Here is a 15,712-nt window from a genome sequence, read left to right on the forward strand (position 1 = left end):
GGAGGGGCATATGTCTGATCTTCCCCGGAAGGCGGTCACCCGAACCGCCAAGCTGGCCGCGCTGCCTTTGGGGTTCGCCGGCCGTGCCACGTGGGGGCTGGGAAAGCGCATCGGCGGAAAGTCCGCGGAGCTGGTCGCCCGCGAAGTCCAGCAGCGCACCGCCGATCAGCTCTTCAAGGTGCTGGGCGAGCTTAAGGGTGGGGCCATGAAGCTCGGACAGGCCCTGTCGGTCTTCGAGTCCGCCCTGCCGGAGGAGGTCGCAGGTCCCTATCGCGCGGCCTTGACGAAACTTCAGGAAGCCGCCCCTCCTCTGCCGAGCGCCACGGTCCACGCGGTACTGGCGGAACGGCTCGGCGAGGGCTGGCGGGAGCTGTTCCTGGAATTCGAGGACAAGCCGTCGGCCGCCGCCTCGATCGGGCAGGTCCACCGGGCGGTGTGGCACGACGGCCGTGACGTCGCCGTGAAGGTGCAGTACCCGGGCGCCGGTGAGGCGCTGCTCTCGGATCTCACCCAGCTCAGCCGGTTCGCCCGGCTGCTCGGCCCGCTGATCCCCGGCATGGACATCAAGCCTCTCATCACGGAGCTGCGCGACCGGGTATCGGAGGAACTGGACTACGAACTGGAAGCGCAGTCGCAGCGGGCGCACGCCGAGGAGTTCGCTGACGATCCCGATGTCGTGGTCCCCGGCGTGGTCCACCAGTCCGATCAGGTGCTGGTCACCGAGTGGATCGACGGTGTGCCGCTGGCCGATGTCATCGCCGACGGGACCCCCGAGCAGCGGGACAGAGCCGGGCAGCTGCTGGCCAGGTTCCTGTTCTCCGGCCCCGCGCGCACCGGACTGCTGCACGCGGACCCGCACCCGGGCAATTTCCGGCTGCTGCCCGCGGCTTCGTCCCTCGCGAAGGACGGCGAGGGTGATCAGGAGGACGCCGGGGATGACGGGCCGGCTCAGTGGCGCCTGGGGGTACTGGACTTCGGCACCGTGGACCGGCTGCCGGGCGGGCTGCCCCGGACCATCGGGGACTCCTTGCGGCTGACGCTCCAGGGAGATGCGGACTCCGTGTACGAGCTGCTGCGAGAGGAGGGGTTCGTCAAGGACTCGATCGACCTCGAGCCGGACGCGGTCCTCGGCTACCTCCTCCCGATCATCGAACCGGCCGAGGTGGACGAGTTCACCTTCAGCCGGACCTGGATGCGCAATCAGGCCGCCCGCATAGCGGACCCGCGTTCCCCCGCGCACCAGCTGGGCAAGCAGCTGAATCTGCCGCCCGCCTACCTGCTGATACACCGGGTGACGCTGAGCACGATCGGGGTGCTGTGCCAGCTCGGCGCCACCGTCCGGCTGCGCGAGGAACTGGAGTCCTGGCTCCCGGGGTTCCTGCCTCAGGACGCAGAGGGGCGGGCCGAGGAAGACTGGGTCGCGGAGGATCCGAACGAGTTCGAGGCGGCGGAGGAACCCACGGCGGGGGCCGCAGCCGTCGCGGAGGCCAAGTAACGGGTCCCCGGTCTGGTACGCCAGTCGGCGGCCCGGCCTGGGACGACAGCGGGTGGCCCGGCCTGGGGCGACAGTCGGTAGCCCTGCCTGTCGCCACCGGCGGTCACCACCAGGCGGAGTCGAGGCGGCCCTCGATGGCCCTGATGTGGGTGCGCGCGCAGTCGTCGCAATAGTAGCGGCGGCTGCCGTTCTCCACGGAACAGAGCCAGGTCGGCGGTGCGTTCTCGCTCCCGGCGCGTGTGCCGCACAGGGCGCATACGACGTCCTCGGTGCCACCCGCTCCGGGGCCATGAGTCTGCTCGTCCACCTCGTGACGATAACTCCGCCGCCGCATTCCGGCGCGGCGCGGCACCGCGACACCGCGACACCGCGACACCGGCCCGTCATGCGGTCGTACCCGCCGCCCGACCGCGGCCAGGACCACGGGCGCGACACGAGCACGAGCGCGGGCGCGACACGGGCGACACACGGGCACGACCGCGGGGCCGGTCCGAGTGGACCGGCCCCGCGGTAGGGGTACTGATGGTGTGGGTACTGCTTGCCAGGGAGCAGAGAGCGGCTGCCCCTCGGCGGACAGAGCCGGCATTCGGCCCTGCTCGGTTCAGTGCATGACCGCCATGGCCAGCGCACGACGGGCGCGCATCGAGGCGCGCTCGGCCCGGCGCTGCATCCGCCGCGCGGTGATCAGGCGCACGGCCTGACGTTCCGCGGCGGATTCCCGCAGGCGGTCGTGCATATGCGCACGAGCCAGGGCTTCTGGGATGAGTTGCATCTCACGGGTCCTGTTCTGACGCGAGTCGTTCGCGCCGATGATGGTGACGTCCGGTGTCGCGGAGCCGACGGGCTCCCTCGTGGGGATGGTCATTGGTGCCTGGTTTCGGGGGTCGTGGGTCAGGGGACGGTCGATGGTTCCGATGCGTTTCATGGGCTTGGGGGCCGTGACCCCCAGGTCGGCGGTCACGCCGCGACCGGGTTCTTGCGCGGACGGCCACGGGGCCGCTTGCGAGCGACGACGACACCCTGGATGAAGAGCTCGCCACCCCAGACACCCCACGGCTCGCGGCGCTCTTTGGCACCGGCCAGGCAGGCCTCGACGAGCGGACAGGTGCGGCAGAGGGACTTGGCGTACTCGACGTCGGCCGGCGACTCGGCGAAGAAGACCTCGGGGTCGTAGGAACGGCAGGGGACGGGCACGCCGAGGTTCTCGATGGCGTCGTCGAGCGCGGTGAGCGCGGTGAGGGGGATCAAGGTGGAGTCCTCCGTGAGGCCGGGCGGGGAGATCGTTTCGGAAGGCGGTACGGACGGGGCGTGCGCTTCGAGTTGCACGGTGGTGGTGTCCTCGTCTGGTCGTTTCCGGCCTGTTGGCCGGGGGGCGGCTGGTACCAGGTCTTGCTTGTCCCGAGGCTCCTTCGTGCTGTCTCGTCCGTTCGGACAAAACAAAAGGGCCGCGGATCCCGAGTGGGGTTCCGCGGCCCTGAAGGCGCCGGCCTGATCGTCGATCAGGCTGGATCACTCCAGGGTTCAGGCCCACGGAAGGCCCACATCGTGTGGTGGTGCGTCGTCTGCTTGTTGGCTCCGGATTCCGCTCCCGCACCGACGGCCGCAAAGGCATAGGCCTGGGCCTGTCCCTTCGCTACTGCTGCTGCCGGTGCCTGGGTCGGTCGCTCATTGCGCTCCCGCACGGGAAGGCTTGCCAGGGGCAGCGGGCTGACGGCTGAAATGCCGGACATACCGGTGCCACGCAGCGAGGAAGCCGAAGAGCAGGCGAGGCCGAGCGAGCAGGCGGAGACGACCGAGAGATCGGTCATTTTGTTGGTCTCGATGATGCTGATCACTTCAATCGCCTCCTCTCGGCGTCTCGGGGGACCGGCTGGGCCGGTCCTGCGTATTCGGAATAAGTACAGCACAGGGTCAGGGCTTCAGAGAAGTCGCTGTTCCCGTGGTTAAGAACCTATGGTGATGACTGGGGCAGGCGCAAACTATTTTTTCGACGAGTTTTTCTCACATCTCCTCGTCGGCCGCCCCAGGCCCCTCAACCCCGTCCCCACCTGCACAGATGTCCAGGACGGCGGCTCCGAACCGGCCCAGCTTCCGCGCGCCGACCCCGGGGATCCCGGCCAGTTCGCCCTCGGCGCCGGGCACCGCCTCCGCGATGGCCATCAGCGTCTTGTCGGTGAACACGCAGTAGGCGGGCTGGCCGATCTCCTGCGCCCGCGCCGCGCGCCAGTCGCGCAGACGCTCGTACAGCGCCTCGTCCATGTCGGACGGGCAGTCGTCACAGCGCATCAGCTTCATCTCGCCGGCGTCGGTCAGGGTCTTGCCGCAGACCCGGCACAGCGCGGGCCCTCGCCGCTTGCGCCGCGCCGCGGCCGGGCGCTCGATCCCGCCGCTGCCGCCTGCCGTCGCCCGGCCGCCGAGCGCCCCCGAGCCGGGGCGCAGCCCGTTCAGGAAATGGCTCGGGCGGCGGCCCGCCCGGCCACCGGGTGAGCGCGCGAGCGACCACGACAGGGAGAGATGGAAGCGGGCCCGGGTGACACCGACGTAGAGCAGCCGGCGCTCCTCCTCGACCTGCTCGTCCGTCTTGGCGTAGGTGATCGGCATCATGCCCTCGGTCAGCCCGACCAGGAACACGGCGTCCCACTCCAGGCCCTTCGCCGAGTGCAGCGAGGCCAGCGTGACGCCCTGGACCGTGGGGGCGTGCTGGGCGGCCGCCCGTTCGTCCAGCTCGGCGACCAGGTCGGAGAGGGTCGCGCCCGGCCTGGCCTGTTCGAAGTCCTCGGCCAGCCTGACGAGGGCTGCGAGGGACTCCCAGCGGTCGCGCACCGCTCCTGATCCGGTGGGCGGCTCACTGGTCCAGCCCTTGGTGGAGAGCACCGCCCGCACCTCGGAGGGCAGCCCCTCCGCGTCGTCGAGCAGGGAGTCGTTGCCCCCCGCCCTGGCTGCGCCGCGCAGGGCGACGCCCGCTTCCCGTACCTCCGCACGTTCGAAGAACCGCTCAGCACCCCTGAGCTGGTAGGGCACACCCGCGTCCGCGAGGGCCTGCTCGTAGACCTCTGACTGGGAGTTGACCCGGTAGAGCACGGCGATCTCACCGGCCGGGACTCCGGCGGCGATCAGATCCCGGATGCGACGGGCGGTGCCCTCGGCCTCGGCGGGCTCGTCCGCGTACGCCAGATAGGCGGGTTCGGGGCCGGACTCGCGCTGCGAGACCAGTTCGAGTCGGTGCTCGGCGGCCCGGCCGCGCGCCTGGGCGAGCAGTCCGTTTGCCAGATGGACGACCTGGGGCGTGGAGCGGTAGTCCCTGACGAGTTTGACCACGGTGGCCCCGGGGTGGCGGGTGCGGAAGTTGAGCAGATGGTCGGGGGTGGCTCCGGTGAAGGAGTAGATCGTCTGGCTGGCGTCGCCGACGACACAGAGGTTGTCCCGGTCGCCGAGCCAGAGGTCGAGCAGGCGCTGCTGGAGCGGGCTGACGTCCTGGTACTCGTCGACGACGAAGTGCTGGTACTGACGACGCACGTGGTCGGCGATGTCGTGACGGTCCTGGAGGATGCCGACGGTGAGGAGCAGCACGTCCTCGAAATCGATCACCGTGCGGTCGCGCTTCAGCTGCTCGTACATCGCGTAGACCTGGGAGATCTCGGCGGGATCGCGCGGGGCGTCCCGCTGGGACTTGGCGACCACGGCCGGATAGTCGGCGGGCACGGTCTGGGTGACCTTGGCCCACTCGATCTCGCTCGTGACATCGCGCAGCTCGTTGCGGTCGAGCCGGATGTGGCAACGGGCCGCCGCCTCGGCGACCAGCTGGACCTTGCGCTCCAGCAGCCGGGGCAGATCGCCACCGACTGCTTTCGGCCAGAAGTACTGGAGCTGACGCAACGCCGCGGAGTGAAATGTCCTCGCCTGCACCCCGCCCGCGCCGAGCTCGCGCAGACGCCCGCGCATCTCGCCGGCGGCACGGTTGGTGAACGTGACGGCAAGCACACTCGACGGCTGGAGTATTCCCGCGCGCACCCCGTAGGCGATGCGGTGCGTGATGGCCCGCGTCTTGCCCGTACCGGCTCCGGCCAGCACGCAGACCGGGCCCTGCAGGGCCACAGCGACCTCGCGCTGCTCGGGGTCGAGCCCGTCGAGGACGGCGTCGGCGGAGTCGGGGACCTGAGGGAAGAGGGTGGAATGCGTTGCTGATGTCACCCCGCCATGCTGCCAGGTCGAAAGGGGCGGCCGCGGAAGTTGTCCACAGGGGAGCCACGTCTGTCGTACTAATACGGAGGTGGCTCCGGCCGATACGGACGGGGCTCCGGCCGACACGGGGGTAGCCCCGGCCGTTATGGGAGGGGGCGGTTCCGGCCGATACGGGAGGGGCGGTCCCGGCCGATACGGGGGCGGTCCCGGGAATGGTGACCGGCTCACGTACGTTCCCCTTCCGTGCGGCAACGCACGCCCGGCTCTTCCGTGAGACCTCGGTGTGACTGAGAAGTGTGACTGAGACGTGTGACGGAGGAGTGTGACGGAAGAGACTGCTGCGGGGCGTGACGGGATTGCCGTGACCGATGAGACAGAGGAGCGCGAAGACATGCCGGGCACTGTGACGATGTACAGCACCACGTGGTGCGGCTACTGCCGTCGGCTCAAGGGCCAGATGGACCGCGAGGGCATCGCGTACACCGAGATCAACATCGAGCAGGACCCGGATTCGGCGGCCTTCGTCGAGAAGGCGAATGGCGGGAACCAGACGGTCCCGACCGTTCTCTTCGCGGACGGCTCGACCCTGACGAACCCTTCGCTGGCCCAGGTGAAGCAGAAGGTCGGCGCCTGACCACTGCTGCCGCTCGGCTGCCTCCGCCCGCTTCTTCCCGCGCATACCGACGGGAAGAAGCGGGCGGTTTCGTGTTCCACACCGTCAGGCCGGGCAGGTGCGGCAGCGGGCGGCCCGGCAAGGGCGCATACCCCGCACAGGCCCCGCCGGGTTCAGCTCACCCTGACCGGCTTCGGGAGCGGCTTCCCGTACCAGATCTCGATCAGTCGGGCCGCGATCGAGATGCCGAACGGCGGCAGGATCTCGCCCGATTCGAAAGCGGCCGTCAGCTCCTCTCGGGAGAACCAGCGGGCCTCCTCGATCTCCTCGCCGTCGACGTTGATCTCGAACGTCGTGGCCCGTGCCATGAAGCCGAGCATCAGGCTGGAGGGGAACGGCCACGGCTGACTGGCGATGTACTCGACCTCGCCGACCGTGATGCCCGCTTCCTCGAACACCTCGCGGGCCACGGACTGCTCGATCGACTCGCCCGGCTCGACAAAACCGGCCAGTGTGGAGAACCGGCCTTCGGGCCAGTGGACCTGGCGGCCCAGCAGTGCGCGGTCCTGGTCGTCGGTGACGAGCATGATGACCGCCGGGTCGGTGCGCGGGTAGTGCTCGGCGCCGCAGGCCTGGCAGCGACGGATGTGACCGGCCGCCGCGATGACCGTGCGTTCGCCGCAGCGCGAACAGAAGCGGTGCAGCCGCTGCCAGTTCTCCAGTGCCACCGCGTGCACCATCAGACCGGCGTCGCGGGCGCCGAGGAGCAGGCCCGCTTCGCGCAGGCCCGCCGGGCGCGCCGACTGGTCCATGCGGCCAGGCAGCGAGTCCTTCTGGAGGGCGAAGTAGCTGACCCCGTCGTCATCGGTACCGAGGAAGTAGCGGTGGGTCTCGGTGACCGGCGCCTCGAAGGCGGGGGTCATCACGAGTTCGGTGCCGTCGGCGGTGTCGTCGATCAGCACCTGGCCGCCGGAGACGACGAAGACCCGGGTCGTCGGGTGGCTCCACGCGGCGGACAGCCATGCCTCGTCGAGGCGATGGTGCGCCGCGCGGTCGATACCGCTCGGCGCGGTCAGACCGATGGGACGGTCCGTGATGGCGTTGTCGAAGGTGCTCACAGGTGCTTCCTACTCCCCCGGGATGGATCGGGTGTTCAGAGGATTCAGCGGAGTGCGGCTGCCAGTTCGCCCCAGAGGTGGGCGGTGGTCTCCACGCCCTTGAGCAGCAGGTCGAGTTCGACCTTCTCGTTGGGGGCGTGCCAGCCGTCGGACGGTACGGAGATGCCCAGGAAGAGGACGGGGGCGCCGAGCACGTCCTGCAGATCGGCGGCGGGTCCCGAGCCTCCTTCGCGGGTGAAGAGGATCTTCTGGCCGAAGGCCCGTCCCATTGCGCGGGCCACGGCCTGCAGCGCGGGGTGGTCCAGGGGCGTGAGGCAGGGGCGGGTGGCCGGGAGGAAGGTGATCCGGTGGCGGATGCCGGCCGGGATGCGGTCCTCGGCCCAGGCCTGAACGGCCTTTTGGACGTCGTCCGGGTCCTGGCCCGCGACCAGGCGGAAACTGATCTTGACCCGGGCGGACGACGGGATGATCGTCTTGCTGCCGGCGCCCTGGTAGCCGCCGCCGATGCCGTTGACCTCGGCGGTGGGCCGGGCCCAGATCCGTTCCAGTGTGGAGTAGCCGGCCTCGCCGGATGCGGCCCCGGACCTGGCGGTGCGCAGCCAGGTGGCCTCGTCGAACGGCAGCTCGGCGAAGAGGGCGCGCTCGGTTTCCGTGAGTTCGGCCACGCCGTCGTAGAAACCGGGGACGGCGACCCGGCCGTCGGAGTCGTGGAGCGCAGCGACGAGGCGGGCGATCTCCGTCGCGGGGTTGGGGACGGCGCCGCCGAACGAACCCGAGTGGATGTCCTGCTCCGGCCCGTGCAGCTCGATCTCGCACTCGGCGAGCCCACGCATGCCTGTGCAGACGGTCGGGGTCTTCTCGTCCCACATGCCGGTGTCGGAGACGATCACGGCATCGGACGTGAGGCGGCCGGCCCGCTGCTCCACCAGGGCGCGGAAGTGCGGAGAGCCCGACTCCTCCTCGCCCTCGACCAGGAGCTTGAGGTGGACGGCGGGGCTGGTGCGGCCGGTGGTGGCGAGGTGGGCCCGGACGCCGAGGGTGTGGAAGAACACCTGCCCCTTGTCGTCGGCCGCGCCGCGCCCGTACATCCTGCCGTCGCGGATCACCGGTTCGAACGGGTCGGTGTCCCAGCCGTCCTCGCGGGCGGCGGGCTGCACGTCGTGGTGCCCGTACACAAGGACCGTGGGAGCGTCCGGATCGTCGGAGGGCCACTCGGCGAAGACGGCGGGCGCGCCGTCCGTCTCCCAGATCTCGGTGACCGGGAAGCCGGTCTCCTTCAGCTTGGCGGACAGCCATGCGGCACTGCGCCGTACGTCCCCGTCGTGCTCCGGCTGCGCGGATACGGACGGGATGCGCAGCCACTCCGCGAGGTCGTCGAGGAAGGCTTCGCGGTGCTGCTCGGTGTACGTACGGACGGCGCTGTCCGGGGTGTCGCTCATGACCTTCAGCTTATCCGCCCGCGGGAGGTGGCTCGTCCAGGAGGATGCGCTCCAGTTCCGGGCGGCCGGGAAGGCGGGCGGGACGGACGCTCTCGCCGCTTCGTACGAAGAGGAAGGTGGCCGTGACGTCGGTGAGCGGCAGCCCGTGCAGTTCGGCCCAGGCCAGCCGGTAGACGGCGAGCTGGAGGGGGTCGGCGGTGTTCGTGCGGCTGGTCTTCCAGTCGACGATCTCGTACGTGTTCCCCGTGCGGTACACCGCGTCGATGCGGCCGCGGATCACCCGGCCGGCCAGCGTGATCTGGAAGGGCGTCTCGACGCGGTACGGGGTCCGGCGGGCGTACGGGGTTCGCTCGAAGGCCTCCTTGAGCTCGGCGAGATCGCGCTCGTCGGCGATGTCCGTGTCGCTCTCGTCACCGCCGGGCAGCTCGTCGGGGCCGAGCATGGGCAGCGGCAGCTCCTCGAAGCGGGACTCGACCCAGGCGTGGAAGCGGGTGCCGCGGCGGGCGGCGGGCTGCGGGGGGCGGGGCATGGGGCGGGCCAGTTCCTGGGCGAAGCCGTCCGGGTCGTCGGCGAGGCGCAGCAGCTGGGTGGCGGAGAGCGAGGCGGGTACGAGGACGTCGCGCACGGTGGCGCGGGCGCGACGCAGCTCCCCGGCGAGGGCGTCGAGGTCACGGTCCCAGGACGCGAGGGTGCGGGACTCCTCGGGGGTGAGGCGCGAGGGGACCCGCTCGGGGGTGCGGGCGGCCGGGACGTGCGGGGCGAGCGGGCCCCTGGGCGGGCCGTCGTCGGGGACGGGTACCTCATCGGGGACGGGAGCCTCGTCCAGGAACGGGTCGTCGTCCAGGAAGGGGTCGTCCTCGGGGAACGGCTCGTCGTCCGCGAACGGCTCGTCGCCGAAGCAGGTGTCGTCCGACGGGGCCGGGGGCTCCGTCGCCGCGTACACATCGGGCACCGGGCCCGCTGTGGCCAGCGCCTCCAGGTGGGCCATCACCGTGTCCGCGGCGGCCCGGCGGCGGGCCAGCGCGGTGTCGTCCAGCGGCAGCGGCCAGGCGTGGTCGGCCGTGGCCTCCCCCAGGGCCGGGTTCTCCTCGTCCTCGGCCGGCTCGTCCGCCCAGGCCTCGATCTCGCCGTGCCCGGCCGCGCAGTGCTCGTACAACGCGTCCAGGAAGGCGGACGGGCCGCGCGGCTTCTTCTGGCTCGGGCCCCACCAGTGGCCGGAGCCGAGCAGCAGGGTGCGGGGCCGGGTGAAGGTGACGTAGCCGAGGCGGAGCTCCTCGGTGTGCTGGTGCTCCTTCATCTCCTCCTTGAAGCCCTTGAGGCCCTTGGCGTCGAAGGAGTGGACGACGGGCAGCGTGGCGGTGTCGCCGCGCAGGGCGTGCGGGAGGACCTGGGACTGGGAGGTCCAGGCGTCACGGGACTGACCGCTGGGGAACTGGCCGGTGACCAGGCCGGGCACGGCGACGACGTCCCATTCGAGGCCCTTGGACTTGTGGGCGGTGAGCACCTTTACGGTGTTCTCACCACCGGGCAGCGCGTTGTCCAGGCCCTTCTCGTACTGGGCGGCGGTGCGCAGGAAGCCGAGGAAGGCGAGCAGCGTCGCCTCCCCGTCGACGGCGGCGAACCGGGCGGCGACGTCGAGGAAGTTGGCGAGGGTCTCGCGGCGACGGGCGGCCAGGGCCTGCGGCGAGGCGGAGAGTTCGACCTCCAGGCCGGTGGCGGCGAGGACCCGGTGGAGTACGTCCATCAACGGGTCGGCGAGCGAGCGGCGCAGGTCGCGCAGCTCGGCGGCGAGGCGGGCGAAGCGGATCCGGGCCTCGGCGGAGAAGGGCAGGCGGTCGTCCTGCTCGCCACCGGAGTCGAGGAAGGTGTCCAGGGCGTCGGCCAGGGACGTCACCTCGGCCGGGTCGACGCCCTCGACGGCTTCGGCGAGCCGGCGGTCGGGGTCGAAGTCCTCGTCGTCGCCGTGCGAGGCGCGGTGGACGAGGAGGCGGGCGCGGCGGCCGAGCAGGGCCAGGTCGCGGGGGCCGATCCGCCAGCGGGGGCCGGTGAGCAGCCGGACCAGGGAGGCGTTGGCCCCCGGGTCCTGGAGGACCTCGCAGACGGCGACGAGGTCGGCGACCTCGGGGAGGTGGAGCAGCCCGGAGAGGCCGACGACCTCGACCGGGATGTCCCGGGCGACGAGCGCGGCCTGGATCTCGGGGAAGTCGCCGGCGGTGCGGCACAGGACGGCGATCTCGCCGGGGGCCTTGCCGGTGCGCACGAGATGGGCGATCGAGTCGGCGAGCCAGTCGATCTCCTCGGCGTGGGTGCGCAGCAGGGCGCAGCGGACGAGGCCGTCGCGCTCGGCGCCCGGTGCGGGGCGCAGGGCCTCGACGCCCTCGTGCATGGCGCGCAGGGGGGCGGCGAGTCCGTTGGCGAGGTGGAGGAGGCGGCCGCCGCTGCGGCGGTTCTCGCTGAGGGAGTAGCGGGCGGCCGGGGTGCCGTCGGCGTGCGGGAAGTGGCTCGGGAAGTCGTCGAGGTTGGCGACGGAGGCGCCGCGCCAGCCGTAGATGGCCTGGCAGGGGTCTCCGACCGCGGTGACTGCGTGTCCGGACGCGGTGCCGTCGGGTCCGCTGCCGAAGAGGGCGGAGAGCAGGAGGCGCTGGGCGACGGAGGTGTCCTGGTACTCGTCGAGCAGGACGACCCGGTACTCCTCGCGCAGGATCGCTCCGACCTCGGGACGGGTGAGGGCGAGCTGGGCGGAGAGGGCGATCTGGTCACCGAAGTCGAGGAGGTCGCGGCTGCGCTTCGCCTCCCGGTAGCGCCGGGTCAGTGAGAGCAGCTCGCGGCGAGCCTCGGCGGTCTCGGGGATCTTGCGCAGTTCCGCGTTGCTGAGTTTGGCGGTCTCCAGGGTGCGGAGCAGCTCGGTGTCGTACTCCGTGAGCTGTTCGGGACGTACGAGGTGTTCGGCGAGCTCGGCGTCGAGGGCGAGCAGATCGCTGACCAGGGTGGGGAACGACCTGGTCAGGGCCGGGTAGGGGCCGGGCGCCTCGCGCAGCACGCGGGCGGCGAGCTGGTAGCGGGTGGCGTCGGCGAGGAGGCGGGTGGTGGGTTCGAGCCCTATCCGCAGCCCGTGCTCGGTGAGGAGCCGTCCGGCGAAGGCGTGGTACGTGGAGATGCCGGGTTCGCCCGGGGGGTTGTCCGGGTCGATGACGTCCGGGTCGGTGACCCCGGCGGCGATCAGGGCCTTGCGGACGCGCTCGGCGAGCTCGCCGGCCGCCTTGTTGGTGAAGGTGAGCCCGAGGACCTGCTCCGGGGCTACCTGACCGGTCCCGACCAGCCACACGACACGGGCCGCCATCACCGTGGTCTTCCCCGACCCGGCTCCGGCGACGATCACCTGCGGAGCGGGCGGCGCGATGATGCACGCCGTCTGCTCCGGGGTGAAGGGGATCCCGAGAAGCTCCTTGAGCTGCTCGGGATCGGTGATACGTGAGGACACTCCACAGAGGCTAACCGGAGGGACCGACAACCCACGAAGCCGTGAGGAGCGACCCGTCCCCTGCGCCCCACGCCGGGTGATCGTCCCGGAAGGCCGTCCGGTACGTGGCGGCGCGACGCCCGGGCTCGGCGCACCCCGAGGAGTCCGGGAAGTGCCTCCCACGCCTCCATGACCGGTCTAGGTTGAGGCTGACCACCGCCGATCACCACCGACTCACTTCCGATCACCGATGACCGTCATCGAGCACCGCTGATCGCATCGAGCATCTATGAACGCTTCAACATCCTTATGAGGACGGTCACATGAGCGCCGACGCACCCACCCCTGAATCCGCCACCGCGGTCGCGGCCGCCCTGGATGCCACTGAAGAGCTCAGGAAGCGCATCGACACCACGAAGGCGCACCCGGCACGGGTCTACGACGTCTTCCTCGGCGGCAAGGACAACTACCCGGCCGACCGCGAGGCCGCGGCCATGGCCCTGGCCGCCAATCCGCGCGGGTACCTCACCGTGCGGCACAACCGGGACTTCATGCGGCGGGCGGTCACGCTGGCCGCGAAGGACGGCATCCGGCAGTTCCTGGATGTCGGGACCGGGCTGCCGACCCAGCAGAACGTGCACCAGATCGCCCAGACGATCGCCCCCGACTCACGCGTGGTGTACGTCGACAACGACCCTGTCGTCCTCGTGCACGCGCAGGCCCTGCTCACCAGCGGGCCCGAAGGCCGCACCGACTACGTCGAGGCGGACCTCCGCGACCCCGCCATTATCCTCGAAGCCGCCCGCCGCACCCTCGACCTCGACCGCCCCGTCGCCCTCGTCCTCGCCGCCGTCCTCCACTTCATAGAGGACGGCGAGGCCTACCCGATCGTCGAGCAGCTCCTCGGCGCACTGGCGCCCGGCAGTTACCTCGTACTGAGCAACGTCAGTTCCGACCTCAACCCCGAGCAGGTCGGCCAGGTGACGAAGGCGTTCAAGGAGCGCGGTTTCGCCATGGTCCGGCGCTCGCACGCGCAGGTGGAGCGTTTCGTCACGGACAACGGTCTGGAGATGCTGGACCCCGGCGTCGTCCCGGTGCACCGCTGGCGGCCCGAGCAGGTCGTCGATCTACCCGAGGCCGCGAACCCGGATCCGGACTTCGTGGCGGGGCTGGACGAGCTGGACCGGACCCGTTACCAGGGGATCAACGACGTCACCGACGCGGACGTCAGTGTGTACGGAGTGATGGCCCGCAAGCCCTGACAGCCCCGGGAGCGGTTCACTCCAGGACGTGCCGCCCCTCCGGCTGGGCGCTGCACGAAGCCCTGAAGGTGCAGTGGGTGCAGTGCTGGCCGGTCGAGGGGGTGAACCGTTCGTCCAGGACCCGGCCGGCGGCGGTCGCCAGCAGATCGGACACCCACTCGGTGTCGGGCGGCTGCTGGACCTGCACCTTGGGGACGGCGTCGCCGCCCTCCTTCTTGGGCGCGGGCTGGCGCAGCTGTACGAGTTCGGCGCCCCCGGACTCGGGGCGCGTGCCGTCGAAGACCTCGTCGACCGCCCCTTCCCGGACCGCCAGCTGGTACACGGCCAGCTGGGGGTGACGGGCGACCTCGTCCTTCGTCGGGGACTGCTTGCCGGTCTTGAAGTCGACGACGTAGGCGCGGCCGTCGGCGTCGCGTTCGACGCGGTCCATGGAGCCCCGGATGCGCACCTCGTACTCCCCCGCCTCCAGCGTCACGTCGAAGTCGTGCTCGCTGGCGGCCGGGGTGCGGCCCGTGCGGTCCATGACGTGCCAGCGCAGGAAGCGCTCCAGAGCGATCCGGGCCTGCTGCTTCTCCTGCTGCGACTTCCAGGGCGCGTCGAAGACGAGCCCGTCCCAGACCGAGTCGAGCCGCTCCATGAGGACGGTCAGATCGGCGGGCGTCCGGCCGGAGGCCACCTCGTCGGCCAGTACGTGGACGACGTTGCCGAAGCCCTGGGCGGCGGTCGCCGGGGCGTCGGCCTTCACCTCGCGCCCGAGGAACCACTGGAGCGCGCAGGTGTGGGCGAGCTGGTCGAGCGCACTGCCGGAGAGGGCGACGGGCTGGTCCCGGTCGCGCAGCGGGACGGCCGAGCGGGTCGGTTCGTACAGGCCCCACCACCGGTAGGGATGGGCCGAGGGTACGAGCGGCTGTCCCTCGTCGTCGCTGAGCGCCGCGAGCCGGGCGAGGCGGCGGGCGGCCTCCTCGCGCAGCGCGTCGGAGGCATCGGGGTCGACGGTGGTGGCGCGCAGCTCGGCGACGAGCGCCGCGACGGCGAGGGGCCGGCGTGGCCGTCCGGTGACGTCGCGGGATTCGACGCCGAGCTCGGTGAGGAAGCGGGAGGGCTGGTCGCCGTCGTCGGCGGGGGCCTTGACCGCCGTGACGACGAGGCGTTCGCGGGCGCGGGTCGCCGCCACGTAGAAGAGCCGGCGCTCCTCGGCGAGGAGTGCGCCGGGGGTGAGGGGTTCGGCGAGACCGTCCCGGCCGATCCGGTCCGCTTCGAGCAGCGAGCCACGGCGGCGCAGGTCGGGCCAGAGACCCTCCTGCACTCCGGCGACGACGACCATGCGCCACTCCAGGCCCTTGGAGCGGTGCGCGGTCATCAGCCGTACGGCATCGGGCCGCACGGAACGCCGGGAGAGGGTGTCGGCGGCGATGTCCTGGGCGTCGACCTCCTCCAGGAAGTTGAGCGCGCCACGGCCGCCGGTGCGCTCCTCCGCACGGGCCGCGGTGTCGAAGAGGGCGCAGACGGCGTCGAGGTCGCGGTCGGCGTTGCGGCCGCCCGCGCCCCCGCGCAACGCGGCCCGCTCCAGCCTGGCCGGCCATGGGGTGCCGGACCACAGTGCCCACAGTGCCTCCTCGGCGGTACCGCCGCCTTCGAGGAGCTCGCGCGCCGTGCGCAGCAGCGCGCCGAGGCGCTGGGCGCCGCGGGCGTACGCCGGATCGTGTGCCACGAGCCGCTCCGGCTCGGCGAGCGCGCGGGCGAGCAGCTCGCCGGAGGGCGCGGGCACCCGGTTGCCGGCAGCGCGTTCCTCGTCGCGCAGGGCCCGGCCGAGCCGGCGCAGGTCGGCGGCGTCCATGGACCCCAGGGGGGAGGCGAGGAGGGTGAGCGCCGTCTCGGTGTCGAGCCAGGACGCGGGGGCGCGGGTCTCGGATTCCGCTTCGGCCCTGGATTCCCCTTCGTCCCCGGGTTCCACCTCGTCCCCCGATTCCCCTTCGGCCCCGGGTTCCACCTCGTCCCCGGCTGCTCCCCTTCCCGGGCCCGGGACCGGGCCCGGGGCCGCGTCCACCTCGGACTCGGACTCGGACTCGGACTCGGACTCGGACTCGGACTCGGACTCGGACTCGGACTCGGACTCGGACTCGGACTCGGACTCGGACTCGGA

Annotated in this window: 12 protein-coding genes; 3 read left to right on the forward strand and 9 right to left on the reverse strand. The window is 71.5% G+C overall.

Going from position 1 to position 15,712, the window contains the following annotated elements:
* The first annotated feature begins 10 nt into the window (after positions 1-10).
* Entirely contained in the window at positions 11-1,495 is a 1,485-nt protein-coding gene (locus tag ACIOEW_RS25285) for an ABC1 kinase family protein (RefSeq protein ID WP_401966115.1), read from the forward strand.
* A 103-nt stretch (positions 1,496-1,598) separates the two neighbouring features.
* On the opposite strand, the gene ACIOEW_RS25290 is transcribed toward ACIOEW_RS25285, so the two are convergent.
* The 5 genes from ACIOEW_RS25290 to ACIOEW_RS25310 form a co-directional block, all read right to left on the reverse strand.
* Positions 1,599-1,802 (reverse strand): hypothetical protein, encoded by a 204-nt coding sequence (locus tag ACIOEW_RS25290; RefSeq protein WP_362545427.1) that lies wholly within the window; start codon positions 1,800-1,802, stop codon positions 1,599-1,601.
* A 294-nt stretch (positions 1,803-2,096) separates the two neighbouring features.
* Positions 2,097-2,420 (reverse strand): hypothetical protein, encoded by a 324-nt coding sequence (locus tag ACIOEW_RS25295; protein WP_148022160.1) that lies wholly within the window; start codon positions 2,418-2,420, stop codon positions 2,097-2,099.
* A 32-nt stretch (positions 2,421-2,452) separates the two neighbouring features.
* Positions 2,453-2,821, reverse strand: coding sequence for a WhiB family transcriptional regulator (locus ACIOEW_RS25300; protein WP_326738612.1), 369 nt, complete (start codon positions 2,819-2,821; stop codon positions 2,453-2,455).
* 173 nt (positions 2,822-2,994) lie between these two features.
* Positions 2,995-3,330, reverse strand: a complete 336-nt coding sequence (locus ACIOEW_RS25305) for a hypothetical protein (RefSeq protein ID WP_362545430.1) — start codon at positions 3,328-3,330, stop codon at positions 2,995-2,997.
* 166 nt (positions 3,331-3,496) lie between these two features.
* Complete coding sequence (locus ACIOEW_RS25310) at positions 3,497-5,686, reverse strand: ATP-dependent DNA helicase UvrD2 (RefSeq protein WP_401966118.1); 2,190 nt, start codon at positions 5,684-5,686, stop codon at positions 3,497-3,499.
* A gap of 382 nt (positions 5,687-6,068) precedes the next feature.
* On the opposite strand from ACIOEW_RS25310, the gene ACIOEW_RS25315 reads away from it, so the two are divergent.
* A complete protein-coding gene (locus ACIOEW_RS25315) occupies positions 6,069-6,311 on the forward strand; it encodes a mycoredoxin (RefSeq protein ID WP_362545436.1) in 243 nt (80 codons plus the stop codon).
* Between the two features lie 152 nt (positions 6,312-6,463).
* On the opposite strand, the gene nudC is transcribed toward ACIOEW_RS25315, so the two are convergent.
* The 3 genes from nudC to ACIOEW_RS25330 are packed head-to-tail and all read right to left on the reverse strand — an operon-like array spanning position 6,464 to position 12,328.
* Complete coding sequence (nudC, locus tag ACIOEW_RS25320) at positions 6,464-7,408, reverse strand: NAD(+) diphosphatase (RefSeq protein WP_362545439.1); 945 nt, start codon at positions 7,406-7,408, stop codon at positions 6,464-6,466.
* Between the two features lie 44 nt (positions 7,409-7,452).
* Positions 7,453-8,847, reverse strand: a complete 1,395-nt coding sequence (locus ACIOEW_RS25325; protein WP_401966121.1) for a dipeptidase — start codon at positions 8,845-8,847, stop codon at positions 7,453-7,455.
* 10 nt (positions 8,848-8,857) lie between these two features.
* The gene (locus ACIOEW_RS25330) at positions 8,858-12,328 is read right to left on the reverse strand and encodes a UvrD-helicase domain-containing protein (RefSeq protein WP_401966124.1); all 3,471 of its coding nucleotides are present in this window, start codon (positions 12,326-12,328) and stop codon (positions 8,858-8,860) included.
* A gap of 302 nt (positions 12,329-12,630) precedes the next feature.
* Here ACIOEW_RS25330 and ACIOEW_RS25335 point away from each other — a divergent pair, with 302 nt between their 5' ends.
* The gene (locus tag ACIOEW_RS25335; protein WP_401966126.1) at positions 12,631-13,569 is read left to right on the forward strand and encodes an SAM-dependent methyltransferase; all 939 of its coding nucleotides are present in this window, start codon (positions 12,631-12,633) and stop codon (positions 13,567-13,569) included.
* 16 nt (positions 13,570-13,585) lie between these two features.
* Here the strand turns inward: ACIOEW_RS25335 and ACIOEW_RS25340 are convergent.
* On the reverse strand, positions 13,586-15,712 hold a 2,127-nt coding region (locus ACIOEW_RS25340), incomplete at its 5' end, for a PD-(D/E)XK nuclease family protein (RefSeq protein WP_401966129.1).

This window comes from Streptomyces sp. NPDC087901 (genome assembly GCF_044742205.1).
GTDB lineage: Bacteria > Actinomycetota > Actinomycetes > Streptomycetales > Streptomycetaceae > Streptomyces.

Bases quoted from the DNA above. Each gene is read 5' to 3' on its own strand.
- ACIOEW_RS25315 (WP_362545436.1), top strand. From the start codon at position 6,069: ATGCCGGGCACTGTGACGATGTACAGCACCACGTGGTGCGGCTACTGC.
- ACIOEW_RS25285 (WP_401966115.1), top strand. From the start codon at position 11: ATGTCTGATCTTCCCCGGAAGGCGGTCACCCGAACCGCCAAGCTGGCC.
- ACIOEW_RS25325 (WP_401966121.1), bottom strand. From the start codon at position 8,847: ATGAGCGACACCCCGGACAGCGCCGTCCGTACGTACACCGAGCAGCAC.
- ACIOEW_RS25335 (WP_401966126.1), top strand. From the start codon at position 12,631: ATGAGCGCCGACGCACCCACCCCTGAATCCGCCACCGCGGTCGCGGCC.
- ACIOEW_RS25295 (WP_148022160.1), bottom strand. From the start codon at position 2,420: ATGAAACGCATCGGAACCATCGACCGTCCCCTGACCCACGACCCCCGA.